This is a genomic window from Aeromonas sp. FDAARGOS 1404 (assembly GCF_019047085.1).
GTDB lineage: Bacteria > Pseudomonadota > Gammaproteobacteria > Enterobacterales > Aeromonadaceae > Aeromonas > Aeromonas veronii.
The window spans coordinates 2,723,890-2,750,709 of the sequence record NZ_CP077237.1 but is presented as its reverse complement, the minus strand read 5'-3'; the positions used below and the strand labels follow the sequence as shown (position 1 = coordinate 2,750,709).

Genomic DNA, 26,820 nt, shown 5'->3' with positions numbered 1-26,820 from the left:
AGCATCATGGGTCAGCCTCCCGCAATGGCGGTAAAGAGGTGAAGTTCGTCCCCGTCATTGAGACGGGTCTCGGCCCAGCGGCCTCGGGGCAACACGGCGCCATTAAGGGCCACCGCCACCCCCTGTGGATTAACGTCTTGCGCCGCCAGCAGGTCGGCCACGCTCTGCCCTGCCGTCAGCGGCTGGGCTTTATCGTTGAGTCGAATGGTGAGGGTCATGATGTGATCTCCTTGTTCCGGCACGAATGCTGGCAACAGACCGAGCAATCGGGATCGGGGGCCAGCGTGAGGGTCTGCCACTGATGGGTCAAAGCATCGAAGCGGCGCAGGGTGCCAGCGACCGGGCTTGGCATCCCGAGCAGCAGTTTCAGTGCCTCCAGCGTCTGCAAAGAGCCCATCACCCCGACCAGCGGGCCGGTGACGCCGCTGGTCTCGCAGCGCTCGGCGATTTTGGTATCCAGCGGATAGAGGCAGGCATAGCAGGCGTGATCGCTGCTGGTGCGCGCCATCAGCTGCCCCTGCCACCCCACTGCGGCGGCGGAGACCCAGGGCTTGCCCTGAGCCACGCAGGCGGCGTTGATAGCCTGGCGGGTGGCGAGGTTGTCGCAGCAGTCGATCACCAGATCTACCTCGGCCACAAACTCCGGCAGGCTGACGGCATCGAGCCGCTGGTTGATGGCAATCAGCTCCACCAGCGGGTTGTGGGCAACCAACCGCTCGCGGGCCAGCTCGGCCTTGGAGTGGTTGACCGCCTCGCTATCGAACAGGATCTGGCGCGGCAGATTGCTGGAATCGACCGTATCGCCATCGGCCAGCCACAAGGTGCCGACCCCGGCCCCGGCCAGATAGAGGGCCAGCGGCGAGCCGAGCCCGCCGAGGCCGACGATCAGCACAGATTTATCCTTAAGCCGCGCCTGCCCCGCCTCCCCCACTTCCGCCAGCATCAGCTGGCGGCCGTATCTCAGATACTCTTTATCACTAAGAGACGCCTCATCAGAGCGCATGTTCTGCCTCCTGTATAACAGTGGCCGAGCGCGGCTCATCCCCAGCCCCCACGGCGGCAAGCAGCCGTTCGGTCGCCCCCTGCCAGTCGTCGCTGGCCGTGATGGCCGAGACCAGCGCGATACTGCCGACCCCGCTGGCCTTGACCGCCGCCACCCGCTCCTCGCTGATGCCGCCGATGGCCACCGTCGGCCACTCCGCCATCAGGGCGCGGTAGCGATGCAGCCGCACCAGCCCCTGCGGGCGCGAAGGCATCGCCTTGGTGTTGGTCGGGAAGATATGACCCAGCGCCATATAGGAGGGGGCCAGCTCGCGGGCCCGCATCAGCTCGAAGTAGCCGTGGGTGGAGATGCCAAGGCGCAGCCCGGCCGCCTGAATGGCGGCAAGATCGGCGGTCTCCATGTCCTCCTGTCCCAGATGCACGCCCCAGGCGCCCGCCTCGATGGCCTGCTGCCAGTAGTCGTTGATAAAGAGCCGCGCCCCATGGCGGCGACCGAGCGCTACCGCATCGCGAATGGCCGGTGCCACCTGAGCGGCGGGCAGATTCTTGATCCGCAGCTGGATGGTCTTGACCCCCTGCCCCAGCAGGCGGCGCAGCCACTTGACCGAATCGACCACCGGATAGAGGCCGAGGTTGTGTTCGGTCGGCGCGAAGGGGCCCTGCGGCAGGCGGGCACTGCTTGTCTCATAAAGTCCGAAGCGGCGATCGAGGGTTGACCCCGCCAATACGGCGCGGGGGAAGTGAGTCAGATCGGCTGGCCAGCCGAGATGGGCGATGGGACCCGGGCCTGCGCCCACCCCCTGCGCCGCCGCCAACCCCTGTTGCAGGTAGGCTCGAGCGAGGGTAATGGCGTCCTCTACCGGATAATCCTGCGCCACCACGGCGGCGATGGCGCTGGCGTAGCAGCAGCCGGTGCCGTGGCCATGGCGGGTATCGAGGCGCGGCGCCGCGAGCCAGAATTCGCGGGTCTCATCCTGGTAGTAGTCGAGACAGAGATCGCCGCTCCACTCCAGATGACCCCCCTTCACCAGCACGGCGCGGGCGCCGAGTTCACGCAGACGGCGGGCGGCGAGGCGCACCAGCTCGGGGCTGCTGACCGGCAAGCCGGTCAGGGCCTCCAGCTCGGGACCGTTGGGGGTGATGAGCGACAGACGTGGTAACAGCTGCTCGCGCACCGCCTCCAGCATATTGGGCTCCGCCATCGGGGTGCCGGTGCTGGCGATGGCCACCGGGTCGTAGACCACGAAGGGAGCCTCGATGGCAGCCAGTCGGCGGGCCAGCACCTCAACGTGAAGCCGGGTCGGCAGCAGGCCGATCTTGATGGCGGCAGGCGGCAGATCGACGCCGAGGGCGTCGATCTGGGCGGTGAAGGTCTGCATCAGCACAGGGTCGACCATCTTCACCGCCACCGAGTTCTGGGCGGTAATGGCAGAGATGACCGAGCAGCCGTGCACGCCGAGGTCATGCAATGTGTGCAAGTCGGCCTGAATGCCGGCACCGCCGCCGGAGTCTGAACCGGCGATGGTCCAGACAACTGGGCGGGAGTCCGTCACAGGCAGCAGATCGGCGGGGCTGACAGCCCCGCTTGCGCTGCTCACGCCTCCTCCCCTGCGGCCTGTTTCAGCACCGCCGCCTGATGGTAGATCTCGCCACCGGTCTCCTTGAAGGTTTCAGCCATGCGGGCCATGCCGCTCTCCACCTGAGCCACTACCTGCTCCTGCTGGCCATCCATACCGACCAGCTTGATCTCAACGGCTTCCAATTTCGCCGCGTAATCGCGCACGTCCTGAGTGATCTTCATGGAGCAGAACTTGGGCCCGCACATGGAGCAGAAGTGGGCCACCTTGCCGGACTCCTGGGGCAGGGTCTCGTCGTGATAGGCGCGGGCGGTGTCGGGATCCAGCGCCAGATTGAACTGATCCTCCCAGCGAAACTCGAAGCGCGCCTTGGACATGGCGTTGTCGCGGATCTGGGCGCCCGGGTGCCCCTTGGCCAGATCGGCGGCGTGGGCGGCGATCTTGTAGGTAATCAGCCCCTGCTTCACGTCCTCCTTGTTGGGCAGGCCCAGATGCTCCTTGGGGGTGACGTAGCAGAGCATGGCGCAGCCGTACCAGCCGATCAGCGCGGCGCCAATGCCGGAGGTGAAGTGATCGTAACCCGGCGCGATATCGGTGGTGAGCGGGCCAAGGGTGTAGAAGGGCGCCTCGTGGCAGTGCTCCAGCTGCTCGGTCATGTTGCGCTCGATCATGTGCATCGGCACGTGACCCGGCCCCTCGATCATCACCTGCACGTCGTACTCCCACGCGATTTTGGTGAGCTCGCCCAGGGTGCGCAGCTCGGCGAACTGGGCCTCGTCGTTGGCGTCATAGACGGAGCCCGGACGCAGACCATCGCCCAGCGACAGAGCCACGTCATAGGCGGCGCAGATCTCGCAGATTTCGCGAAAGTGCTGGTAGAGGAAGTTCTCTTTATGGTGGGAGAGGCACCACTTGGCCATGATGCTGCCGCCACGCGAAACGATGCCGGTGAGGCGCTTGGCGGTCATCGGCACAAAGCGCAGCAGGACGCCGGCGTGGATGGTGAAGTAGTCCACCCCCTGCTCGGCCTGCTCCAGCAGGGTGTCACGGAACAGCTCCCAGGTGAGGTCTTCGGCGATGCCGTTGGTCTTTTCCAGCGCCTGATAGATGGGCACGGTACCGATGGGCACCGGGCTGTTGCGCAGGATCCACTCGCGGGTCTCGTGGATATAGCGACCGGTGGAGAGGTCCATCACGGTGTCGGCGCCCCAGCGGGTGGACCAGACCAGCTTCTCTACCTCCTCTTCGATGCTGGAGGTGACCGCCGAGTTGCCGATGTTGGCGTTGATCTTCACCAGAAAATTGCGGCCGATGATCATCGGCTCCGCTTCCGGGTGGTTGATGTTGCTGGGGATAATGGCGCGACCGGCGGCCACCTCATCGCGCACAAATTCGGGGGTGATGTTCTGGGGCAAACGGGCACCAAAATCGCGGCCCGGATGCTGGGTGCGCAACAGTTCAGAGCGCACCCGCTCGCGCCCCATGTTCTCGCGAATGGCGATAAATTCCATCTCGGGAGTGACGATGCCGGCGCGGGCGTAGTGGAGCTGGGTAACCCGACGACCCGGCTTGGCGCGGCGTGGCTTTGGCAGATGCTCGAAGCGCAGGTGGTCGAGCCCCTCGTCCGCCAGACGCTCCTGAGTGAAGGTGGAGCTGAGCCCCGGCAGTTCGTCGGTGTCATCGCGCTCCAGCACCCAGTTCTCCCGCAGGCGCGGCAGGCCACGGCGCACGTCGATGGCGACCCCCTCCTCCCCGTAACGGCCAGAAGTGTCGTAGACCGGGAGCGGTTCGTTGGGTTCGAACTTGGGATCTTCTTTGGTGCCGCCGACGAAGGTGTCGGCCAGCTGGATTTCCCGCAGGGGTACACGGATATCGGGGCGGGAGCCTTCGATAAAGATGCGGCGGGAGTTGGGGTGAGCCATCCCCTTGAGGCTGTCGATAAAGGCCTGAGCGCTGGAGCGCTGCTCGCGGCGGCTGGATTTGGTGGTATCAGATACGGAAGTAGACATAGCAAAACTCACATTAACTGGTTGAAGTTATGGGTGTTTGCTTGTCTGGAGTTCGAGGAGAAGATGAACTTGCGGCGGGGTGTTTATCTCGGGAGGGAGTGCGCGCGGGATGGATCTCCGCGCTGCTGTTCTGCCGCTTCCCGCTCTCTGCACGCTGTGGGCAAGGCGCCCCACGTGCTGGACAACCGGACGGGACAGACTCCCTCCTGTGCGCCCTGACTCATCAAGGGTGCTCCCTTCGATGAGCGGAAGAGGCTTGTTCCTCCTCCGGCGCGGTAACCCGCAAGTTACCCTTGTTCCCTTCGCAGGTTTTAACCTGATCAGGTTCCACGGATCCCGAATTAACGGTCTCAGCTTCGCGTCGTTCGACGGTCAGCACTCCGACAAGATGGCGCCAGTATAAGGGGGAAAATTTAAAGCACAAGCCGTTAACAATCTGGCCAACACGCCTCTTTCAACAAATGAGTGAACAATGCCTCGCTCACGGGGCCACCCCAAGTACAGGTCAAACCTGCGTTGGCATCACCTTGGCAAGCCATAGCTTCCTGTTGTGATCATGCAGGGACAAGAGGAGAAAAAGAGGGAAAATCGAGGGGCGCAGGGCAAACAGAAACAGGCCCCTATGAAAGGGGCCTGCGAGTGAGGTTATTGAACCGGAACTATGGTCAGGGATACATTGCCAAACCCTTCGTTGGCAAGGGCCTCCTGATCCAGATCCACACCGGTCAGGGCCACACCTTCAGCAGAGGCGTTACGCAACTGGGCAGAGGCCGCGGAACGGGTCTGGGGCTGACCGATTTCGATATCGCCGGCAAACTGGCTCTCGGCATAGAAGTCACCGGTCACCGCCGAACGGATCGGGCGCAGCACACGACCCAGGTTATTCTGCATGGTCGACAAACCATACTCGCTGATGGTCCAGTTCCAGTCCCACCACTTCACTTCACCCGGGATATAACGCTTGTCCCACTGGTAGCGAATGCTGCTTGCCTTGTCGCGGAACGGGCCGACGGCAAAGGTGTGCTCCCAGGTGGGGCGATTCTCAGGATGGGTATACCAGGCATTGCCGCCCCAACGCAGGAAGCCCTTCATGGTCAGGTCATAATTGACCTCGGCCTTGAACTCGTAGGGGTAGGAGATGTTGGACTTGTAGAGGGCAACCCGCACCGGCAGGCTGGAGTGAGGCGGCACCGTGGGGCGCGCTTCAACCGAGACGGTCTCGGTCGTTGAGCCCCCTTTCTGGGAAGCCCAGCTCTGGCTCGCAGCGATCTCGATGGCGAGTTCGGTTTCCCCCACCAGCGGCCACTGAAACTTGTTCTTGGTGGTCACCTTCTCGCTCAGGCTGTAGGTGTCGGTCTTCGACCAGTTGGTGGCCTTGTCGTACTTCAGGGTCACCACCACCTGCTGAGGCAGATCCGTGTAGTTGGTCGCATTGGCCGTGATGGTCTTGACCAGCTGCTTGCCGCTCTCGGTGACCTGACCATGGCTGAAGGAGTCGGGTTCCAGGGTATATGAGAAGTTGCTTACCTTGATGGAGCTCTTCTCCCCGCAACGATATCCGGAGCAGCCGCCGTCATTATTTCCCTTTATCAGCCAGCCATCGCCAACCCGGGTAACATCCATATCCTCCCCGACATAGGGGCTATGATTTCCACCTACCCAAGCGTATCCCAAATAATGGGCGAGATAACTGACTGGCTTGATAAAATAATCATTGTCATGGACAAGACGCCATTGCACATCGACCTCATCACCCGCCGGAATATTCCAGTCAGAGAGTGTCGGTATTTCTCCGGAAACCGGTGAATTGGGATAACACCAGGTTTCTCCGGCAGTACCCTGTTTGATTTCGCCATTATATCCCGGCCCCATAATCACCCAGCGATCAGCCAGCCCAGTGATCTGCCACTGCCCCATGCGGCTGACCAGATTACCCTTGATACTCATGGCTTCATCACGGGTCAGAGGACGGTAACCACTGGCACAGACGCCCGTGCCAAGACCCGCCCACTTGACCTGATCAGGGTAGACAGGTTCAGCCGCCTGCACCTGAGCGAGCATCAATGAAGACGCCAAAAACGCCAGATTGGCGGTAATTATTCTATTCATCATTTATCCCTCTTTCAGACATACGATAATTGTTATTGTGTAGAAATATCCTTTTTCATTTGACAGGTATGGACTCCGACAAAACCTGACACAAATAAAATAAACCACCAAAAAACATCCATGACAAACAAAATAATGGTGATACAGGAAAATAATTAGAGCGATGACTTTATTGAGGGATAAATCATAAATATTGTGACAGTCATTATTTAATGGCTGCCACAATATGGTGAAGCTATATTAAATAAGAAGAAGCTGAATTACTCTTCCGGATTGATCACTTCAATTCCCTGCAATATTCCATCCGCCGAACGAATCAATACCAGCTCGCTCCCGGCATGCAGATCGGCGACGGAACCGTTGACCCAGCGCACCTGTGGATTGAGTGGCACTGTGCCCAGGGTTGCCAACGTGAGCTGCCGTTCATCGAAGGATTGCAGGCGATCTTGCGCCCGCTGCCAGGGCAGATTGGCCAGCGGGGCTCTGGCGGCCAGCAGCTCAATGCGGGTGGCAACGCCATCTGCCACCAGCAGGGCGAGCTGGTCGCCGGGTTTGAGTGGCTGCGGCCAAATCTCCCCCTGCCGCCAGATGGCGGCACTGCCCTGCTCCACCTCGGCCCCCTGAAATTGCAGGCGGATGCCGTCGCTGTGCTCCAGCTCCACCAGCCACAATTCATCGGCTCCCGCCTGCGCCGCCCAGAGCGGCACACCCAGCATCCATGCACACCACTTTCTCGATTGTTCCATCTTCGTTCGTCCCTGAACAAAAAGCCCATGCTGGACAAGCATGGGCTTCATTCGGGAGCATTTCTAATCGGAACGCAGAGATCGGATCAGTCATCCTCGCGGCAGCGGCTCAGGCGCATGCCGTCAAACTTGCACTCCAGCTCCAGCCAGCGCCCTTCGAACGGCGCCAGACTGTTGTCAGAGGTGGTGTAGCCCCAGATCCGCCCCCCTTCGACCGGCCCCTCCAGATCCATCTCGTCCTTGTCATCTTCGTCGAGGGCTTCGACCTTGCGCACATAGCGCACGCCGTTCTCCACCACCCCCTTCATCTCGACCCAGGTGCCGCCGAGATCATCTTCGTTGAGCCAATCCTTGAAGCGGGTCTGGTCGTCGATCACGAACGGCATGCCGTTGACCATCAACTGGCCAAGCTGCCAGGTGGTGCGGCCGGTCAGTTTGAATTCGGTCGCCTGTGCGGTGCCAAGTGGCAACAAGATCAGCAACAGAAGGGCGCAGAGAGACTTCTTCATCAGGGATCCTCGGGGTTACACTGGCAAACAGGATGCCGAATCCGGTGTGAAAAGAGCGTGAAACGCTCGCCAACCAGGAGAGCAAAGCATGAAGATTTTGGTAGTGGAAGACAATCCTCAGGTGGCGGAAACCATCATGGATTATCTGGAGCTGGCCGGTCACCGCCTCGATTGTGCCTATCACGGTCAGGCGGCGCTGCAACTGCTGGAGGAGCAGCGTTTCGACGTCATCATCATGGATGTGATGATGCCGCGCCTCGATGGGCTCAGCACAGTGGCGCGCCTGCGCGAGCAGGGGATTGCCACTCCCGTGCTGTTTCTCACCGCCCGCGACAGCCTGGAAGACAAGCTGGCAGGCTTCAAGGCGGGAGGGGATGACTATCTGGTCAAGCCGTTCGCCATGGAGGAGCTGGAGGTGCGGCTGCAAGCCCTCAGCCTGCGCGGCCCGCGCGGCGATGTGGGGGCCATCAGCTTTGGCGATCTGACGGTCGATGTCGCCAGCGGCCGCGCCACCCGCGCCGGTGAGCCCCTCAAGCTCGGCAAGATCCCGTTCCGGATCCTCGCCCTGCTGGCCCGCCGCGCCCCCGCCATCGTCAGCCGTCAGGAGGTGCTCGACACCGTCTGGGGGGATGAGGAGCCCGACTCCGATGCCCTGCGCAGCCATATCTACGCCCTGCGCAACGCGCTCGACAAACCCTTCCCCACTCCCATGCTGGAGACCCTGCACGGCCAGGGCTACCGACTGGTGAGCGCATGAGCCTGCCGAGCCTGCGCCGCCGCTTGATCATGGCGCTCGGTGGCGCCGGGGTGGTGCTGCTGATCCTGCTCTCCGGCTTGATGCTGGTGGCCGAAGACAAGATGGAGGAGCTGAGCCTGCGCCACTGGCTGGAGGCGGAAGTGACCCGCTACAGCGATGACTGGCTGCGACTCGGCCCGGCGGCCGCAGCCCCAAGCCCCAGACAGTTCTCCAGCTACTGGACCGAGGCGGGCCGCTTGCCTAAGTGGTTGAAGCCCTACCAGACCCCCGGCTTTTTCGAGCACCAGCTGGGCAAGGAGGACAAACACTTTCTGGTGGCCCGTCACCCCTCCGGCGAGGGACTGCTCTATCTGGTGTTCAATGACGACGCCGATGACTACCTGGATCCCTACGAAGACAAGCTGCATCTGGCGACCCGACTGATCGGGGTGACCCTGCTGCTGGGCTGCCTCGGCTTCGGCATCTGGCTGGTACGCCATATCACGGGGCCGCTGCAGCGGCTGCAACAGAGGGTCGCCCACCTCACCCCGGATCAGGCGGATTTCGAGCCCGATGCCCCCTGGCAGGAGCTGCGGGACATCGAGCTGGCGCTGCTGGCCGGCAAGCAGGAGGTGAGCGCTGTGTTCGCCCGCGAGCAGGAGTTCAGCCGCTTCGCCAGCCACGAGCTGCGCACCCCCAACATGGTGATCCAGGGCTCGGCCGCGCTGCTCGGCAAGGTGACGGACTTGCCCGCACCGGCCGCCCGCGCCACCACCCGCATCCGCGCCGCCGCCGACGAGATGGCGCTGCTCACCGAGACCTTCCTGCTGCTGGGCCGCAAGGAGGCGGTGGAGCGACCGCTGCAGCAGGTAACCCCGCTGATCCGTCAGGAGCTGGCCCGCCTCGCTCCGCTGTTGCAGCGGGAGGCACTTGATATCCGGCTTAATCTGGACGAGAGCAGCGAAGTAAATGCCCCCCTCTCCCTGCTCGCCATCGCCCTCGGCAACCTGCTGAAAAATGCCCTGAGCTATGCCGAGGGACATATCGACATCGAGCTGTGTGGCCCGGTGCTCACCATCAGCAACCCGACGGCAGCGGCGCCGGATCAGATCCTCGGCTACGGCTGTGGCCTCACCATCATCCAGCGTATCTGCGAGAAGCTGGGCTGGCAGATCGACACCCGGCTCGAGGATGGCGTATTTAGCGCAAGGCTGGCGATGCTCGCCGCCGAACAGTTCCCTCTCCCTCCGGGAGAGGGTGCTGCGGCACCAGCCAGATAGCAACAGGGCGCCCGAGGGCGCCCTGTTTTTATCTGACGGATGCAAGCCCGCGGCTCACTCCGCCGGTTTGTTCTTGCGGCTCGCCTTGAGTTCGAGAAACTCGATGATCTTGCCGGCCACATCCTTGCCGGAGGCAGCTTCCACCCCTTGCAGGCCGGGGGAGGAGTTGACCTCCAGCACCAGCGGGCCACGGGCGCTGCGCAGGATATCCACCCCCGCTACATCCAGCCCCATGATCTTGGCGGCCTGCACCGCGGTTGCGCGCTCTTCCGGAGTGATCTTGATCGCCTCGGCGGTGCCGCCACGGTGCAGGTTGGAGCGAAACTCCCCCGGCTGGGCCTGACGGCGCATGGCGGCAACCACCTTGCCGTTGACCACCAGACAGCGGATGTCGGCACCATTGGCCTCGCGGATATACTCCTGCACCAGAATGTTGTTGTTGGTCTGGATAAAGGCCTCGATCACGCTCTCGGCGGCTTTCTGGGTCTCGCACAGCACCACGCCAATCCCCTGGGTTCCCTCCAGCAGTTTCACCACCAGCGGCGCCCCGCCCACCATGGTGATGAGGTCGGGCACGTCGTGGGTGCTGTGGGCATAGCCGGTGATGGGCAGGCCGATACCATGGCGGGAGAGCAACTGCATCGCCCGCAGCTTGTCGCGGGAACGGCTGATGGCCACCGAGCTGTTGAGGGCCATGGTGTTCATCATCTCGAACTGGCGCAGCACGGCGGTGCCGTAGGCGGTAATGCTGGCCCCGATCCGGGGGATCACGGCGTCATAGCTTCCCAGCTCCCCACCCTCGTAGTGAATGGAGGGGTTGTGGGAAGCGATATTCATATAGCAGCGCAGGGTGTCGAGCACCTCTACCTGATGACCGCGCGCCTGTGCCACCTCGACCAGACGGCGGGTGGAGTAGTTTTTCGGCTCACGGGATAAAATGGCGATCTTCATGACAATTCCGCTAGAAGGCTGTGCCTGGGCAGGATGGGGCGGGAGAGTATAAGGTGCCACAGCGCCAAGACAACGCCAATTGTTTATCCTGACAACAAGACAAACCACACCAAACCGCACGCTACCACATCACTGTGACCAACAGGTTAAACGGCGGCTCTGCGCAGGTTGTTCAACCCGAGCAAGGATGCCGCCGTTTCTCGTTAAAGATCAACCGATGTCACGCGGGAGTCAGTTCAGGTTTGGCCCCAACCAGCGCTCGGCCTCTGCCAGCGTCATCCCCTTGCGAACAGCGTAATCTTCCACCTGATCTTGCTGGATCTGCGCCACCGCGAAGTATTTGCTCTCGGGATGAGAGAAGTACCAGCCGGACACCGCCGCCCCCGGCCACATGGCGTAGGATTCGGTGAGCTGCATGCCGATAGCCTGCTCCACCTCCAGCAGCCCCCAGATGCTCCCCTTCTCGGTGTGCTCCGGGCAGGCCGGATAACCGGGCGCCGGACGGATGCCCTGATAGTTTTCGCGGATCAGCTCCTCGTTGCTGAGGGCCTCGTCGGGAGCATAACCCCAATGTACCTTGCGCACCTGCTCGTGCAGATACTCGGCAAAGGCTTCGGCGAGACGGTCGCACACCGCCTGAATGAGGATGGCGTTGTAGTCATCGTGCTGCGCCTTGTAGGCCTTGGCGATGGCCTCCTCACCGATGCCGCCGGTCACCGCGAAGGCGCCGATCCAGTCGGGCTTGCCACTCTCTTTCGGCGCCACATAGTCCGCCAGACAGTAGTTGGGGAAGCCCTGCTTCTCGCTCTGCTGGCGCAGGTGGTGCAGCACCTTGATGACCTCGGTGCGCGACTCGTCGCTGTAGACCTCGATGCTGTCCCCTACCGCGTTGGCCGGGAACAGGCCGATCACCCCGGCGCAGCGCACGCTCTGATCCTTTTCCAGCAGATCCAGCATGGCGTTGGCATCGGCAAACAGCTTGGTCGCCTCCTCGCCAATGATCTCGTCCTCGAGGATGCGCGGATACTTGCCTGCCAGCTCCCAGCTGAGGAAGAACGGCGTCCAGTCGATGTAGGGGCGCAACACCGAAATGGCCACATCTTCGAACTTCTGCACCCCGAGCTCGTGGGGCTTCGGCGGCTGGTAGCCAACCCAATCCAGCTGATGCCGGTTGGCGCGGGCGTGGGCCAGACTGACCGGGCGGGAGCGCGGCTGCTTGCGGGCATGCTGCTCTCGGGCAATCTCGTACTCCTTGTCGATGCGGGCGACAAATGCCTCCTTGAGATCCGGGCTGAGCAGACTCTGGGCCACCCCTACCGCGCGGGAGGCGTTGGAGACATAGACCACAGGCTCCGAGTAGTTCTGCTCGATCTTGACCGCTGTGTGCGCCTTGGAGGTGGTGGCACCGCCGATCAGCAGCGGCAGCTTGAAGCCCTGACGCTCCATCTCTTTGGCCACGTGCACCATCTCGTCCAGCGACGGGGTGATGAGACCCGACAGCCCGATGATATCCGCACCGATCTCACGCGCAGTCTTGAGAATCGTCTCGCAGGAGACCATGACCCCGAGGTCGACAATCTCGAAGTTGTTGCACTGCAGCACCACCCCGACGATGTTCTTGCCGATGTCGTGCACGTCCCCTTTCACGGTCGCCAGCACGATTTTGCCGTTGCTGGAGCCGCCCGACTTTTCCGCCTCGATATAGGGCTGCAGATAGGCCACCGCCCGCTTCATCACCCGCGCTGACTTCACCACCTGCGGCAGAAACATCTTGCCCGCGCCGAACAGGTCGCCGACCACGTTCATGCCATCCATCAACGGCCCTTCGATGACGTGCAGCGGCTTCTCGGCGCCAGCGCGCGCCTCTTCGGTATCCTCTTCGATAAAGTCGGTGATCCCCTTGACCAGTGCGTGCTCCAGCCGCTTGCCCACCGGCCAGCTGCGCCACTCCTGATCCCGCGGATCCTCAGCCTGGGCACCGGCACCGCGATACTTCTCGGCGATGGCCAGCAGCTCCTCGGTGGCATTGTCATTGAGGTTGAGCACCACCGCCTCGACCTTCTCTTTCAGCTCCGCCGGAATGTCTTCATAGATGGCGAGCTGACCGGCGTTGACGATCCCCATATCCATGCCGTTCTTGATGGCGTGGTAGAGGAAAACCGCGTGAATGGCTTCCCGCACCGGCTCGTTGCCGCGAAACGAAAACGAGACGTTGGAGACGCCGCCGGAGATCATGGCGTGAGGCAGGTGCGTTTTGATGTCCTTCACCGCCTCGATAAAGTCCACCGCGTAGTTGTTGTGCTCGTCGATGCCGGTCGCTACCGCGAAGATATTGGGGTCGAAGATGATGTCTTCCGGCGGGAAACCGACCTGATCCACCAGGATCCGGTAGGCACGCTGGCAGATCTCGAACTTGCGGGCGCGGGTATCGGCCTGACCCGCTTCATCGAACGCCATCACGATGACGGCTGCGCCGTAGCGGCGCAGCAATCTGGCCTGCTGGATGAACTTCTCCTCCCCCTCTTTCATGGAGATGGAGTTGACCACCGGCTTGCCCTGCACGCACTTGAGGCCCGCCTCCAGCACCTCCCACTTGGAGGAGTCGATCATCACAGGCACCCGGGCGATATCCGGCTCACCGGCGATAAGGTTCAGGAAGCGCACCATGGCCGCTTCGGCGTCCAGCATCCCTTCGTCCATGTTGATGTCGATGATCTGGGCACCGTTCTCCACCTGCTGCTTGGCAACGTCGAGCGCCTCATCGTAGAGCCCCTCCTTGATCAGCCGCTTGAACTTGGCCGAACCGGTAACGTTGGTGCGCTCCCCCACGTTCACGAACATGGATTCAGGGGTGATGATCAGGGGCTCGAGGCCCGACAGGCGGCAAGCTACCGGCAGCTCGGGCAGCACGCGCGGCTTGATGCCCGCCACGGCGTCGGCCATGGCGCGGATATGGGTCGGGGTGGTGCCGCAGCAACCGCCGACCATGTTGAGAAAGCCGCTTTGGGCCCACTCGCGGATATGCTCTGCCATCTCACCCGCATCGAGGTCGTACTCGCCGAACGCATTGGGCAGACCGGCGTTGGGGTGGGCGCTGACGCAGGATTCGCTGATGCGAGACAGCTCCTCCACATACTGACGAAGCTCGTCCGGGCCAAGCGCACAGTTGAGACCGAACGAGACCGGTTTGACGTGGCGCAGGGAGTGGTAGAAGGCTTCGGTGGTCTGGCCGGAGAGGGTGCGGCCGGAGGCATCGGTAATGGTGCCGGAGATCATCACCGGCAGGCTGTAGCCCAGCGCCTCGAACACCCCTTCCACCGCGAAGGCGGCGGCCTTGGCGTTGAGGGTATCGAAGATGGTCTCGATCAGGATGATGTCGGCGCCGCCCTCGATCAGGGCGTGGGTCGATTCGGTGTAAGCGGCCACCAGCTGGTCATAGGTGACGTTGCGCTTGCCGGGATCGTTCACATCCGGCGAGATGGAGGCGGTGCGGTTGGTGGGGCCCAACACCCCTGCCACGAAACGCGGCTTGGCGGGATCTTTTGCCGTCCACTCGTCCGCCACGGCGCGGGCCAGACGGGCGGCTTCACGGTTGATCTCGGCCGAGAACTCTTCCATCTCGTAATCGGCCATGGCGATGCGAGTGGCGTTGAAGGTGTTGGTCTCGAGAATGTCGGCCCCGGCAGCGCAATACTGCTCGTGGATCTCGCGGATCACCGCCGGACGGGTCAGCACCAGCAGATCGTTGTTGCCCTTGATGTCGGTATGCCAGTCGGCAAACCGCTCACCCCGATAATCCGCCTCCCCCAGCTTGTAGCCCTGGATCATGGTGCCCATGGCCCCGTCGATGATCAGGATCCGCTCCCTGAGGCAGGCTTCCAGCTTCTTTGTTACGTCCGACTGCTTGCTCGGCTCTCTGCTCGACATTACGTTCGACACCGCGTGTTCCTCTTACATCCATGCAACTGCGTAAACAGCATCCTAACAGCAAACAAATAAAATGGAAATCTAGCCGTCTATCAGTCCAAATGCGCCACCATATACTCATTTATGGGTAATGAGTAACATAGGGCCCGAGAGTAACCTATGCCCGTCCTGCATAGGGATACGTGCTTGCTGTCTACCAACGAGAAAAAAATAACTATGAGCGTCTACTACACACTCTGTTTTCTGGCAGCGTTGGCGATTTTTATCGCCTTTGCCAACCAGTATGTTGTGAAGATCCAGACCACCATCGCCATTACTGCGGGCTCCATGCTGATCTCCGCACTGCTGGTGCTGTTTGGCAAACTGGGCTGGTTCAACCTGGAACCTCTTGCCGTCAAGACAATGGAGAGCATCGACTTCCAGAACTTCCTGCTGAAGGGGATTCTGGGCTTCCTGCTGTTCGCCGGTGGCCTCGGCATCAACCTCAAGGCGCTGCGTAGCCAGAAGTGGGAGATCACCATTCTGGCCATCATTGCCACCCTGCTCTCCACCTTCCTCATCGGCTACGGCTTCTGGTTTATCGCCAAGCTGCTGGGCTGGGAGTTGCAGCTGGTCTACTGCATGCTGTTCGGCGCGCTGATCTCCCCCACTGACCCGATTGCCGTCCTGGCCATCGTCAAGAAGATGAAGGCGCCACCCCAGATCGCCATCCAGATCGAAGGGGAATCCCTGTTCAACGACGGTGTTGGCCTCGTCATCTTCGCTACCGTGTTTGCCGTCGCCTTTGGCGGTGTCGAACCCACCTTCGGTAGCGTGGCCGGTCTGTTCCTGCACGAAGCCCTCGGAGGCATCCTGTTCGGCGCCGTGCTGGGCCTCATCGCCCACGTGATGATCAGCGCCACCGATGACGGTTCATTGGAGCTGCTGCTGACCCTCTGCATCCCGACCGCCGGCTTCGCCTTTGCCAACATGATCGGCGTCTCCGGCGCACTGGCCATGGTGGTCACCGGCATCATGATCGGCAACTGGACCCGTCACTCCGGCTTCTCCGAGCAGAGCAGCCATCACCTGGATCACTTCTGGGAGTTGATGGACCAGTTCCTCAACGCCCTGCTGTTCCTGCTGATCGGTCTGGCGCTGGTACTGCTGGATCTCGCCTGGCGTGACTGGATCCTGCTGGTCATTGCGGTGCCGCTCTGCCTGGGCGCCCGCTTTATCAGTGTGTCGCTGCCCTATGTGGCTTTCCGCCGATTCCGCAATTACAACACCTTCTCGGTACGGATCCTCACCTGGGGTGGCCTGCGCGGTGGTCTGGCGATGGCGATGGCACTGGCACTCCCCTCCGGCGTCATGATGATCCCGGAACATGGCGTCGACCTGCGTCAGGTCATCCTGGTGATGACCTACTCGGTGGTGATGTTCTCCATCGTGGTGCAAGGCATGACCATCACCCCGATGATCACGGCTGCCAAAAAGGCCTGTGGCGACTACTGAGTCGGTCCACAGTGCTGATTGCAGAATGAGAGAGGGCTCCCGTCGGGAGCCCTCTTTTTATGACTGATAGCTGTGGATATTTGCTGCTGATAGCACCTTGATTACACAGAGGAAAAGCGTACTGACTTCAACATCGGCAAATTATTGTTTGCTTTTTATTCATTTCGAGGAGAGAATGCGCGTCGGCTAGTTAATCAGCCTGTTTATGTTTGCCCTGCAATGCTTCACCTCACGATGAATCCTGCCAGTACCCGCATAACCTTCTTCTGATTTACTCGCCTTGAGAACCGTCAGGCTGTCTGCCTGCGTTGCCCGGCTCTCACGGTGCAGACCCGATCTGCCCACCCAATTTGATTTATGCATCAGCATATTCCTTGAAAGTGCAGACGCCCCTTAACCGGGCTGGGTATTCCTGCGCGCTTGTCGTTCACCCAATCGACCGCGCCCATTGACCTGACATTTGCCAATACAAGGAGCAAACACCTAATTTATATAGAGAAATACCATGATGAAAGCAGTACAAACACACAAGCCCCTGCGTCGCAGCAAGCCCATCAACCTGCCTGTGCAAGAGCACGACAATGATGCGTTTCTGATCCAGTTCAGCACCCGCTTCAGCGGCGGTTTCGCCATCTCCTGTGATGGTATCGCTGGCGAGTTCTCCATCGAAGACCTCAACTGAACCTGCCTGCCCTCCGGCAGCGCCCGATGCAGACAGGCCGCAACTCACGGCGGCCTCTTTGCTTCTCTCACGCCTTTAGCCAGACCCGGCCTCTTGCTTGTCACTCAGCCTGACAGCCACCTCGCCATTCGCTTTTCAGCTCTCTGACCTTGATCACTGCTCCAGCAGCAGGCACTCATCAGCATCTTCGCTCAACTTGACCAGTCGACTGCGCACCAGCCCCAGCTTGGCTAACAGGCCGATGGATCGCTCGTTGCCCGGAGTGACGATGGCAACTACCTGCCCGATCCCCAACCGGCTTTTGCCATCGGCAAGGGCTGCATGCGCCGCTTCAATAGCGTAGCCCTGACCGCGATATTGCGGCAGGAAGGCATAACCGATATCGACCTGCTCCAGGGTATCGCGTTTGATCAAACCGCAGATACCGAGGCTGACACCGTCCTCCTTGCGCTCCACCAGATAGAGCCCGTGACCATAGCGGGCATAGCTGACTGCCGGCCCCTGCTGGATATACTCCTGCGCCTGCTCCAGGGTGCGAATGCCCCGATCACCGATGTAACGATAAAAGTCGCCGTCATTGAGCAGCTCAAGGATGAAGGGGGCATCGGTGGCGAGCATTTCGCGCAGGATCAGGCGGGAGGAGGCAATCATGGCAAGGGCTCTCAAACGGAAAGTGAAGGGCAAAGAGTGCCCCGTCACTCCCGGGCTGGCAAGCCTGTGGCACCATCGGCCATGAAAAAGGGGCCGCGTTGGCCCCTGATGAGATGGGATAAACGGGCTCAGGCAGCCAGCAACCCAGCGTAGCCATTACCCTGCTCGCGCAGCGCAGTGAACTGGGCGGCGCAATCGGCCCAGCTCAGCCCCAGCGCATCTGCCACCTTGTGGGGCCACTCGGGTGGCGCCTCTTCCCCCACATCGGATTGCGCAGCCAGCACGATCGCCAGATGGATAAGCCCAGCCTCGGCGGAGAACTCCTTGGCCAGCATGGGGTTGTAGTGATACTCCACCGCATTGCTGATGGTCTCGGGGAACTTCCAGTAGCGTGCCATGGCCGCCCCGACCTGGGCATAGTTGAAGCCGACCACCAGCTCTTCCGCCTTGGCCCGTCCCTTGTGCAACTCCAGATCGTGGATGTGATGGACGGTGTTTTCCGGCAGGCCCACATGCATCACCAGTCGGCCAAGATCGTAGAGCAGGGCGCAGGTAAAGACCTCATCCCCCTTCATCCCCTTCTTCACCGCCAGACGACGCGCCAGCTCCGCCACATTGAAGACGCAGCCCCAGAAATGTTTGAGGTCAATGCCGGGCACCGCAGTGACCGATTCGGTGAGCCCGCAGGCCAGCACCATGTTGCGCACCATCGCCAATCCAAGCCGCACCGCGGCTTCATTGACGGTGCCGATCTGACGACTGCTGCCGAATTTGGCGGAGTTGGCCAGCCGCAGCAACTTGGCGGAGATGACAGGGTCCTTGTTGATCAACTTGCTGATCTTCAGCAGATCCGGATCCTTTTCATTGAAGGTCTGGATCAAATCGCGCATCACTTCCGGGATCTGGGGCAGTAGCTTGGGCTCGGCCAGCAGGGAATCTATCGTGGGCATAGGCGTGTCCATCCATGTTATCTGTGTTCCAACCTGTTTGCCTTGGCAAACTCCTCCTAATTATGGGTAACAAATGGCCTCCCCATCGGATTGTTTATTCGCTGGTCATTCAAGGTGTTAGTCACATTCAGGCTATACTGGCCGCCACATTCACTGTTGCGGATATCCCATGAACGACACTCAGGAATTTTTTGATGAAGACGCGCTGCTGGAGATGGTGGAGAACCAGCTCAACGACGGCCACCCGCCCCATGTGAAGGCGACCCTGATGCGGCTGGTAATGAAGGGCACCCCGCGGGAAGAGGCGCTGCAATATATCGCCTGCGCCCTCGGGGCCGAGCTGATGGCGATGGAGGCCGATCAGGGCCCCTTCAATCTGACCCGTTACGGCGAGTTCCTCGACAGCCTGCCCGAGATGCCGTGGGCAGACGACTGACCCGAGCTGGATGACGGATGCAAAAAGGGCGGGTGCCAATGGCCCCGCCCTTTTGCATGGATCCGCTCCGGATCAGAACTGGGAGTTGATGATCACCTCTTCCCCCAGCGCCCCTGCCAACGGCAGTGGCCGATAGCTGGAGTTGGCGGCCCGCAGCAGACGAATGCCGCGAATGCCGACCTCCTGCGCCGCCTTGATATCCCCATCGGCGTCGCCGTAGAAGAGCTTCATCTGCTTATCCTTGAGCCACTGCACCTTGGTGTTCTGGCCCGGCTGATCACCGGCGAAGATCACCGGATTGAGCTGGTCGGCCGGAATATTCATGGTCTGCTGCAGGGTCTGGCTCACGGTTTCGGTCTTGGTGGCCGAGCGGCCGGTGACGAAATAGATGTGGTCACCGCGCTTGAGATGCATGGCGATGAGCGCCTTGCCCACCTCTTTCGGCATGCTGAACGCATCCCAGCCATTGTTCATCTTCTCCCAGAAGGCGGGGTTCTTCAGATAGCTCTCGTCGTTGGGCGAGAACTCCTGTTTGCCGCGATAGAAGCCCGGACTGGAGAAGAGCAGGGTATCGTCGATATCAAACCCGACCGCCATCGGCGGCAGGCCATCCAGACTCTTGGCAATCTGCTCCACCGACACCCAGTGGATCGGCGCCTGCTGGGCCAAGGTGACGGTGGTGACACCGGCAGGGATTGGCTGAACGGTAGCGGCTTGACCCGCCACAGCAGGCAGAGAGAGGGCGGCAGCCAGCAAGGAGGCAAGCAGCGCCGGACGAGAGAAATGTTTCATAAGGCAGGTTGTCATCTTGAATCAAAAGAGGGGGCCAATAGTGCCCCCATCCCGCCCCTCAAATCTGTGAATACTCCTGCAAAAGGGAGCATTTGACGCCCGATAATTAATCCTTGATTGGCAGCAAATCGGTAAAGACAAAGCCATCGCGCAGCACTGTCTCGCCGACCCGAATGCCGAGCGGACGGGAGAACATGGGGCCATCATAGGCCAGGGTGTGAAACTCGCCGTTCTCGCCACATGGGTCAACGCCCTCCGGCAACGCCGCCAGCAGTGCCTCGTCAAACTCATGGCCCCCCAGCGCACCATCCAGCTTTTTCGGATCCAGGGTGCTGATCTTCGCCTTCAACCCCACCGTCATCATCTGCTGCGCCAGCTCCCTGGTGTTGCTGCCCCAGAGCGGGAAGAGCGGCTCGATGCCGGTACCGGCCAACTGTTTCTCCCGGTAGGCGCGCACATCCTCGAGGAACAAGTCGCCAAAGGCCATATGGCGGATCCCCTGTGCCACCACATCAGCGATAAAGCCGGTCATGATGCGGGCGTAATCCTCGTTGCTGCAGGGCCAGGGCAGATCGATGGTGGTAAGGGGCAGCCCGACGCAGGCGGCCTGCTCGGTCAACAGCTGCTTGCGCACCCCGTGCATCGCCACCCGCTCGAATGCCTGATTGAGGGTGGTAAACAGCCCCACCACCTCGATGGCAGGATCTTGCCGCAACTGATGCAGTGCCCATGCGCAATCCTTGCCGCTGCTCCAGGAGAGCAGTACCCGTTTCTTTTCCATCATTCCTCCGCCAGCGGGGCATTCGGATTGCCCCAAAAAGATGCAAGACAGTGTTGCGAATTGCGCGATTTACACACAAGAGGCAGGCAGCATACTCTCGATCACCTGTATATGCCCCTTGCACGGGGTGACAATAACTAAAAAAACCGATGGGAAACATACGGATATGACCACAAGCACACAACAACACGATCACGCCCGCCCCCTCAATCGACAGGATTACAAAACCCTGAGTCTGGCTGCCCTCGGCGGTGCGCTGGAGTTTTACGACTTCATCATCTTCGTCTTCTTCGCCGTGGCCATCGGCGAGCTGTTCTTCCCGGCAGATATTCCCGAGTGGTTGCGCCAGTTCCAGACCTTCGGCATCTTCGCCGCCGGTTATCTGGCCCGCCCGCTCGGCGGCATCATTATGGCCCACTTTGGCGATCTCATCGGTCGCAAGCGGATGTTCACCCTCAGCATCATCATGATGGCGCTGCCGACCCTGTTGATCGGTCTGCTGCCCACCTATGCAGTGCTCGGCATCGGCGCCCCCATCGCCCTGCTGGGACTGCGGATCCTGCAAGGCGCCGCCATCGGCGGTGAAGTGCCGGGCGCATGGGTGTTTGTCGCCGAGCACGTCCCTGCCCGTCGGGTTGGGGTCGCCTGCGGCACGCTCACGGCGGGATTGACGGCCGGCATCCTGCTCGGCTCCCTGATCGCCACTGCGGTCAACAAGAGCCTGACCCCGGCCGAAGTGAGTGACTGGGGCTGGCGAGTGCCCTTCCTGCTGGGCGGTATCTTCGGCATCGTCGCCATGTACCTGCGGCGCTGGTTGCACGAGACCCCGGTCTTCGCCGAGATGAAAGCCAACAAGACCCTGGCTGACGAACTGCCCCTCAAGTCAGTGCTGCGCAACCACAAGAGCAGCGTGGTGGTCTCCATGCTGCTCACCTGGCTGCTCTCCGCCGGTATCGTGGTGGTGATCCTGATGACCCCCACCTATCTGCAGAAGGTCTATGGCATCAGCCCGGCCGACGCCCTGACCGCCAATTCGCTGGCCATCGTGGCCCTGACCCTCGGCTGTATCGTCTATGGCCGACTGATCGACCTGCTGGGCAGCGGTCTCACCTTCATGTTCGGCTCCCTGCTGCTGGCGGGCTCCAGCTACGCCTTCTATCACGGTCTGGCGGCCGGTACTAGCCAGCTGGTGCCGCTCTACATGCTGGCAGGCTTTGCGGTCGGGATTGTCGGCGCCGTGCCTTACGTGATGGTCAACGCCTTCCCGCCGGTGGTGCGCTTCTCCGGTCTGTCGTTCTCCTACAACGTGGCCTACGCCATCTTCGGCGGCCTCACCCCGATGGCGGTGACCCTCTGGATGAAGAGCGACATGCTGGCCCCCTCCCACTATGTGGTGAGTCTGTCAGTGCTGGGTTTCGCCATCGGTCTCTGGCTCTGGTTCCAGCAACGGGCCATCCGGCAACAGCAAGCACCGCAAGCGGCCTGACCCGAACAACACGCCCCGGCATCTGCCGGGGCTTTTTTGTACTGCTTATGTTCAGTTTCGCCAGCATAAGATAGCCTCCCTCTGGGGCCTGCCACCCGCATCGCCCCATGGCTTCCCACTCTTTATCCGAGGCTCAAGATGTTCTTTCAGGTCGTATTACTCACCTTGCTGGCGCTGCTGCCCATGGTCAACCCGCCCACCACGGCCACCCTGCTGCTGGGACTGAGCAAGGGGATGTCGCGCGAACACGTGCGCCGTCAGGTCAATCTGGCCGCCATCTATCTGTTCTGCACCCTCTGCATCACCTTCTTTATCGGATCCTCGATCCTGGACCTGTTCGGGATCTCCATTCCGGGCTTGCGCCTGGCCGGTGGCCTCATCATCGGCTTTATCGGCTTTCGCATGCTGTTCCCCGCCCCCAGCCAGCAGAGCGGGGTCGATATAAACCAGAGCATTGCCTTCGTACCGCTCACCATGCCAAGCATGTGCGGGCCAGGTACCATGGCGCTGGTGATAAGCGGGGCAGCCCAGATTGCCGAGCTGCCTGACGAGTACAACCGCCTCACCATCTACGCCGGTGTGGTAACGGCATTTGCCCTGATGAGCCTGATCAGCTGGGGGGTATTGAAGCTGGCGGATCCGGTCTGCAAGATCCTGGGCGCCACCGGCATCGATGCCATGACCCGCATCATGGGCTTCCTGCTGGTCTGCATGGGTATGCAGTTTTGCATCAACGGCATCAAGGAAGTGGCACAGGATCCGGTCTTCCACGGCGGCCAGACCGTGCAAACCGCACCGGCGCTACCAAAGGCTTCCGGCACGTTTGATCAGTTGCCGCAGAAGCCCACCAGCTCTGATTGAAAACGGTATCAAAAAGTCCCTGACGATCTGCACTGATCTTGTTCCTGATCATGTTATTGACACACAAATGAGTTAGTTTGTTTTTCATACAGACTGTATTCAGATGGACGCTGATAGGTTTGTTGATGAATACCCACTCAACTTCAGGAGAGTATGCAGATGGACAAGATGCTGACCGAAATAGGGAGCCATAGCCTGTTTCACGAGTACCTGAACGTGGTTGGGATTGCGAGCCCATCCCTCGCCAAGATCGAGCAACGCTGGGAATATAAAGATCAAGAGCAACTGGTTGCCAAAATCCAGATCGACAAACAGGGTAACGCTCGCTATTTCATCGACGCCCGCGCCATATCCGTCAACTGATACCGAATAACCCGCCAGCCCCGGTCCAACGACCGGGGCTTTTTGTTGCCTGTGGTTCCCTGAATAGCAAAACCCCGGCAAGAGCCGGGGTTTGAATGCGTCGGGTTACGCCGCTGCGCTGCTAACTCGAACCTACGAAGTGCCACCCACGGTGAGCTGATCCAGTTTGAGGGTGGGTTGGCCGACACCGACCGGCACGCTCTGCCCCTCCTTGCCGCAGATGCCGACACCGCGATCCAGCGCAAGATCGCAGCCCACCATGGAGACCTGGCTCATCGCTTCGGGGCCATTGCCGATCAGGGTCGCGCCCTTGATGGGGGCAGTGATCTTGCCATCCTCGATGAGGTAGGCCTCGGAGGCGGAGAAGACAAACTTGCCGGAGGTGATGTCCACCTGGCCGCCGCCGAAGTTGGGGGCATAGATCCCCTTCTTCACCGAGGCGATGATCTCCGCCGGATCATACTGACCCGCCAGCATATAGGTGTTGGTCATGCGCGGCATCGGCATGGCGGCGTAGGATTCGCGGCGACCGTTGCCGGTGAGCGGCACCCCCATCAGACGGGCGTTCTGCTTGTCCTGCAGGTAACCCTTGAGGATGCCGTTCTCGATCAGCACGTTGTAGCCACCCGGTGTCCCCTCGTCGTCGATGGAGACGGAGCCGCGCCGACCCGGCAGGGTGCCGTCATCGACGATGGTGCAGTGCTTGGAGGCCACCTGCTCGCCGATGCGACCGGCAAACGCGGAAGATCCCTTGCGGTTGAAATCCCCCTCCAGACCATGACCTACCGCCTCGTGCAGCAGCACGCCAGGCCAGCCGGAGCCCAACACCACCGGCATGGTGCCGGCTGGCGCGTCGATGGCTTCCAGATTGACCAGCGCCTGACGCACCGCTTCACGCACATAGCCAAAGGCACGGCTCTCCAGCCCGTCCAGTTCGAGGAACCAGTCGTAACCAAAGCGGCCGCCGCCGCCGGCACTGCCACGCTCACGGCGATCGCCCTTCTCGGCGATCACGGTCACCGACAGACGCACCAGCGGGCGCACATCGGCGACCAGGGTGCCGTCGGTCGCGGCCACCAGCACCTCTTCGTAGACACCGCTGATGGAGGCCATCACCTGATTGATGGCGGGATCCAGACTTCTGGCGAACTTGTCCATCTGCTCCAGCAGGGCGATCTTCTGGTGCTTGTCGAGGGTCTGCAGCGGATCCATGGCCGGATAGAGCAGGTTCGCTTCGGTGCGGGCCCACGCCTTCACCTTGCCGTGAGCACCGGCTGCGGCGATGCCGCGAGCGGCAGTCACCGACTGTTGCAGCGCCAGCAGGCTCAGCTCGTCCGAGTAGGCGAAGCCAGTCTTCTCGCCGCTAACGGCGCGCACCCCGACCCCCTGATCGATGTTGTAGCTGCCATCCTTGACGATGCCATCTTCCAGCATCCAGGACTCGTGCCAGCTGCGCTGGAAATAGAGATCGCCGAACTCCACCTGATGGCTCATCAGGCTGCCGAGCAGCTGCTGCAGGCGCCCTTCGTCGAGGTCGTTCGGGGCCAACAGGGAGGCACTAACCTGGCTCAATAGACTCAATCTTCTTCTCCACTCTCGTAACGAGCTGTTTTAAATCGTCTTGCCGACGGGTTGGCAACAAGCCACACCATCACAACAAACGGGCATGCTCCAGCACGGGCAAACGGCTGCGTTTCAATTTTTCACCACACCATCAGAGCAAACGGGCGTGTTGCAGCACTGGCATGGTGCGTTTCAATTCGTCGATAAGCCCGGGCTCCATCTGCGCCAGCACAGTACCGCGCCCGGACTCTTTGCTCGCCAGCACCCGGCCCCAGGGGTCGATCACCATGCTGTGGCCCCAGGTCTGGCGCCCTGTCTCGTGAGTGCCGCCTTGGTTAGCAGCGACTACGTAGCACTGGTTTTCGATGGCGCGAGCCCGCAGCAGCGGCTCCCAGTGCGCCTCGCCGGTCACGGCGGTAAAGGCGGCAGGCACCAGCAGCACGCGAGCACCAGCACGGGCCAACTGGCGGTAGAGCTCGGGAAAGCGCAGATCATAACAGATCGAGAGGCCGAGGGGACCAAAGGGAGAGTCCACCAACACAGGCGCCTCCCCCGGGCTGAAGGTCTCCGACTCACGGTAGCGACCGTGATTGTCCGCCACATCCACGTCGAACAGGTGGATCTTGTGGTAGTGGCCCCTGAGCTCACCGCTGGGGTCAAACACCAGCGAGCTGGTGTGGATATGGTCGGAACCTGCGATGGTGGTCGGCATAGCCCCGGCCACCAGCCAGATGCCGTAATCGCGGGCCCATTCAGCCAGTTGCTGCTGGATCGGGCCCTCACCTATGGCCTCGGCCCCATCCAGATAACCCTGCCGTTCGCCAAACAGGGCGAAGTTCTCCGGCAGCAGCACCAGCAGCGGCCGCTCTTTGGGCAAGGCCGCCAGTTCGGCGGCGATCTGCTCCCGGTTATCCTGCCAGTGACGGCCAGATACCAGCTGTATTGCGGCTAACCACATGACTCTCTCCTTGTCCGCGTTAATCGCGATCCACAATATTCGGGTCTTTATCCATCTCGGCCAGCAGCTTGCGAAGATGATGCCTGACCAAGCCACGCTGGCCCCGTTCCGCCCATTTGAGGCAATCGAACAACTCCCACACCAGCCCATCCCCTTCGGCCATATAGGCAGGAAAGTCCCAATGGCTTGGGGCGGGGCCAGCTACCTCAAGCGCACCAAGGGAGGAGGTTTTATCGAACAGTGGCAAGTAAGGTTTGGCAAGGGGGAACTCAGCCCCCCGATCAAGGATATGGATCTCGATGCTGGACATGTCGAGGAAGATGACGCGCCAGTATGAACAGACCTCTTCATGTCTTCCTTGCCAGCAGTGAAAGATGGGCCGATCCCCCACAATGGTGCGCACCAGTTCGTCTCCCTGCTTATGGAAGCCCGGCTCGGCCAGCAGCAAGAGATCGACATCGGATACCCGGTCTGCCTTGCCCTTGGCGAGCGACCCAACCACTACCCCGGCATCAATCGCAGGATGAGCTGCGCCATGTTTCATAACCGATTCCAGCAGTGCGCGCTGCAGTGGAGGGATGGCAGCCCAGTGCTCATCCACCATCATAACGGCCCCTCTGGCACAACCCGATCCCCCGCCTGCAGGGTGTAATCCAGCACTATGATGCGCTCCAGCACAGGGCGGAAGATGGCCTTGAGGGCATCGTGATCAGGATGGGGCAGATAGCGCTGGCGGGCCGCTTCGTCGGCGAAGGTCATCAGTACGCTGTGGGTAAACCCCTCGGCTCGCCCCTCCGGGCTGTCATCCCGACCCCACTCCACAGCGATCACGCCGCTGACCTGATGGGGAATGGCGAGAAAAGCGTTACGCACCGCATCTATCCGGGCAGGCTGGGTGCCCGGCTTGAAGGCGATCAGCAGGATATGTCGGATCATGGCTCACTCCTTGTGATGATG

Annotated in this window: 25 protein-coding genes and 1 riboswitch; of the genes, 8 read left to right on the top strand and 17 right to left on the bottom strand. The window is 61.2% G+C overall.

Annotated elements, in window-relative coordinates:
• Positions 1 to 11: 11 nt before the first annotated feature.
• The 7 genes from thiS to I6L34_RS12760 form a co-directional block, all read right to left on the bottom strand.
• Positions 12 to 218, bottom strand: a complete 207-nt coding sequence (gene thiS, locus I6L34_RS12790; protein WP_069555221.1) for a sulfur carrier protein ThiS — start codon at positions 216 to 218, stop codon at positions 12 to 14.
• Positions 215 to 1,003 carry a HesA/MoeB/ThiF family protein gene (locus I6L34_RS12785; protein ID WP_216954794.1) on the bottom strand — a complete coding sequence of 263 codons (789 nt, stop codon included), beginning with the start codon at positions 1,001 to 1,003 and terminating at the stop codon, positions 215 to 217. The genes thiS and I6L34_RS12785 overlap by 4 nt, the downstream gene beginning before the upstream one ends.
• A complete protein-coding gene (thiE, locus tag I6L34_RS12780) occupies positions 993 to 2,600 on the bottom strand; it encodes a thiamine phosphate synthase (protein ID WP_216954793.1) in 1,608 nt (535 codons plus the stop codon). The genes I6L34_RS12785 and thiE overlap by 11 nt, the downstream gene beginning before the upstream one ends.
• On the bottom strand, positions 2,597 to 4,588 hold the full coding sequence (gene thiC, locus I6L34_RS12775) for a phosphomethylpyrimidine synthase ThiC (protein WP_302054746.1): 1,992 nt from the start codon (positions 4,586 to 4,588) through the stop codon (positions 2,597 to 2,599). The genes thiE and thiC overlap by 4 nt, the downstream gene beginning before the upstream one ends.
• A gap of 280 nt (positions 4,589 to 4,868) precedes the next feature.
• A riboswitch (TPP riboswitch) is annotated at positions 4,869 to 4,981 on the bottom strand.
• A gap of 252 nt (positions 4,982 to 5,233) precedes the next feature.
• Positions 5,234 to 6,697, bottom strand: coding sequence for an aerolysin AerA (gene aerA / locus I6L34_RS12770; protein WP_162838751.1), 1,464 nt, complete (start codon positions 6,695 to 6,697; stop codon positions 5,234 to 5,236).
• A gap of 260 nt (positions 6,698 to 6,957) precedes the next feature.
• A complete protein-coding gene (locus tag I6L34_RS12765) occupies positions 6,958 to 7,443 on the bottom strand; it encodes a hypothetical protein (protein WP_058059973.1) in 486 nt (161 codons plus the stop codon).
• Between the two features lie 86 nt (positions 7,444 to 7,529).
• Positions 7,530 to 7,952: a hypothetical protein gene (locus tag I6L34_RS12760; RefSeq protein WP_005340092.1), complete on the bottom strand. Its 423-nt coding sequence runs from the start codon at positions 7,950 to 7,952 to the stop codon at positions 7,530 to 7,532.
• Between the two features lie 88 nt (positions 7,953 to 8,040).
• Here I6L34_RS12760 and I6L34_RS12755 point away from each other — a divergent pair, with 88 nt between their 5' ends.
• Entirely contained in the window at positions 8,041 to 8,709 is a 669-nt protein-coding gene (locus I6L34_RS12755; RefSeq protein ID WP_005340090.1) for a response regulator transcription factor, read from the top strand.
• Entirely contained in the window at positions 8,706 to 9,968 is a 1,263-nt protein-coding gene (locus I6L34_RS12750; RefSeq protein WP_058059974.1) for a HAMP domain-containing sensor histidine kinase, read from the top strand. Before I6L34_RS12755 ends, I6L34_RS12750 begins: the two co-directional genes overlap by 4 nt.
• Positions 9,969 to 10,022: 54 nt before the next feature.
• On the opposite strand, the gene rimK is transcribed toward I6L34_RS12750, so the two are convergent.
• Both rimK and metH read right to left on the bottom strand, forming a co-directional pair.
• Positions 10,023 to 10,919, bottom strand: a complete 897-nt coding sequence (gene rimK / locus I6L34_RS12745; protein ID WP_005340088.1) for a 30S ribosomal protein S6--L-glutamate ligase — start codon at positions 10,917 to 10,919, stop codon at positions 10,023 to 10,025.
• Between the two features lie 231 nt (positions 10,920 to 11,150).
• Positions 11,151 to 14,846, bottom strand: a complete 3,696-nt coding sequence (gene metH, locus I6L34_RS12740; protein ID WP_058059975.1) for a methionine synthase — start codon at positions 14,844 to 14,846, stop codon at positions 11,151 to 11,153.
• A 216-nt stretch (positions 14,847 to 15,062) separates the two neighbouring features.
• On the opposite strand from metH, the gene I6L34_RS12735 reads away from it, so the two are divergent.
• Positions 15,063 to 16,340, top strand: a complete 1,278-nt coding sequence (locus I6L34_RS12735) for a sodium:proton antiporter (RefSeq protein ID WP_216954792.1) — start codon at positions 15,063 to 15,065, stop codon at positions 16,338 to 16,340.
• 505 nt (positions 16,341 to 16,845) lie between these two features.
• Positions 16,846 to 17,022 carry a hypothetical protein gene (locus I6L34_RS12730; protein ID WP_005340085.1) on the top strand — a complete coding sequence of 59 codons (177 nt, stop codon included), beginning with the start codon at positions 16,846 to 16,848 and terminating at the stop codon, positions 17,020 to 17,022.
• Positions 17,023 to 17,175: 153 nt separating this feature from the next.
• Here I6L34_RS12730 and I6L34_RS12725 read toward each other — a convergent pair whose 3' ends face one another.
• Positions 17,176 to 17,673 (bottom strand): GNAT family N-acetyltransferase, encoded by a 498-nt coding sequence (locus I6L34_RS12725; protein ID WP_058059976.1) that lies wholly within the window; start codon positions 17,671 to 17,673, stop codon positions 17,176 to 17,178.
• Positions 17,674 to 17,801: 128 nt separating this feature from the next.
• A complete protein-coding gene (locus tag I6L34_RS12720) occupies positions 17,802 to 18,623 on the bottom strand; it encodes an HDOD domain-containing protein (RefSeq protein ID WP_005357745.1) in 822 nt (273 codons plus the stop codon).
• Positions 18,624 to 18,792: 169 nt separating this feature from the next.
• Between I6L34_RS12720 and I6L34_RS12715 the strand changes: the two genes are divergently transcribed.
• Positions 18,793 to 19,059, top strand: a complete 267-nt coding sequence (locus I6L34_RS12715) for a hypothetical protein (RefSeq protein WP_005348674.1) — start codon at positions 18,793 to 18,795, stop codon at positions 19,057 to 19,059.
• Positions 19,060 to 19,131: 72 nt separating this feature from the next.
• Here the strand turns inward: I6L34_RS12715 and aphA are convergent, their stop codons facing one another.
• Positions 19,132 to 19,851, bottom strand: coding sequence for an acid phosphatase AphA (aphA, locus tag I6L34_RS12710; protein ID WP_005348672.1), 720 nt, complete (start codon positions 19,849 to 19,851; stop codon positions 19,132 to 19,134).
• Between the two features lie 106 nt (positions 19,852 to 19,957).
• Positions 19,958 to 20,632 (bottom strand): adenine nucleotide alpha hydrolase, encoded by a 675-nt coding sequence (locus tag I6L34_RS12705; RefSeq protein ID WP_216951666.1) that lies wholly within the window; start codon positions 20,630 to 20,632, stop codon positions 19,958 to 19,960.
• 166 nt (positions 20,633 to 20,798) lie between these two features.
• On the opposite strand from I6L34_RS12705, the gene I6L34_RS12700 reads away from it, so the two are divergent.
• The 3 genes from I6L34_RS12700 to I6L34_RS12690 all read left to right on the top strand — a co-directional run bounded on the left by I6L34_RS12700 (position 20,799) and on the right by I6L34_RS12690 (position 23,342).
• Positions 20,799 to 22,118, top strand: coding sequence for an MFS transporter (locus I6L34_RS12700; RefSeq protein WP_216954791.1), 1,320 nt, complete (start codon positions 20,799 to 20,801; stop codon positions 22,116 to 22,118).
• A 138-nt stretch (positions 22,119 to 22,256) separates the two neighbouring features.
• The gene (locus I6L34_RS12695) at positions 22,257 to 22,979 is read left to right on the top strand and encodes a MarC family NAAT transporter (protein ID WP_108612743.1); all 723 of its coding nucleotides are present in this window, start codon (positions 22,257 to 22,259) and stop codon (positions 22,977 to 22,979) included.
• Positions 22,980 to 23,138: 159 nt separating this feature from the next.
• On the top strand, positions 23,139 to 23,342 hold the full coding sequence (locus tag I6L34_RS12690) for a hypothetical protein (protein ID WP_005340062.1): 204 nt from the start codon (positions 23,139 to 23,141) through the stop codon (positions 23,340 to 23,342).
• A 132-nt stretch (positions 23,343 to 23,474) separates the two neighbouring features.
• Here the strand turns inward: I6L34_RS12690 and tldD are convergent, their stop codons facing one another.
• The 4 genes from tldD to I6L34_RS12670 all read right to left on the bottom strand — a co-directional run bounded on the left by tldD (position 23,475) and on the right by I6L34_RS12670 (position 26,799).
• Entirely contained in the window at positions 23,475 to 24,923 is a 1,449-nt protein-coding gene (gene tldD, locus I6L34_RS12685) for a metalloprotease TldD (RefSeq protein ID WP_216954790.1), read from the bottom strand.
• Positions 24,924 to 25,056: 133 nt separating this feature from the next.
• Positions 25,057 to 25,863: a carbon-nitrogen hydrolase family protein gene (locus I6L34_RS12680; RefSeq protein ID WP_058056311.1), complete on the bottom strand. Its 807-nt coding sequence runs from the start codon at positions 25,861 to 25,863 to the stop codon at positions 25,057 to 25,059.
• 19 nt (positions 25,864 to 25,882) lie between these two features.
• The gene (locus tag I6L34_RS12675) at positions 25,883 to 26,470 is read right to left on the bottom strand and encodes a nucleotidyltransferase domain-containing protein (RefSeq protein ID WP_216954789.1); all 588 of its coding nucleotides are present in this window, start codon (positions 26,468 to 26,470) and stop codon (positions 25,883 to 25,885) included.
• The gene (locus tag I6L34_RS12670) at positions 26,467 to 26,799 is read right to left on the bottom strand and encodes a Dabb family protein (protein ID WP_216954788.1); all 333 of its coding nucleotides are present in this window, start codon (positions 26,797 to 26,799) and stop codon (positions 26,467 to 26,469) included. Before I6L34_RS12670 ends, I6L34_RS12675 begins: the two co-directional genes overlap by 4 nt.
• Positions 26,800 to 26,820 lie beyond the last annotated feature (21 nt).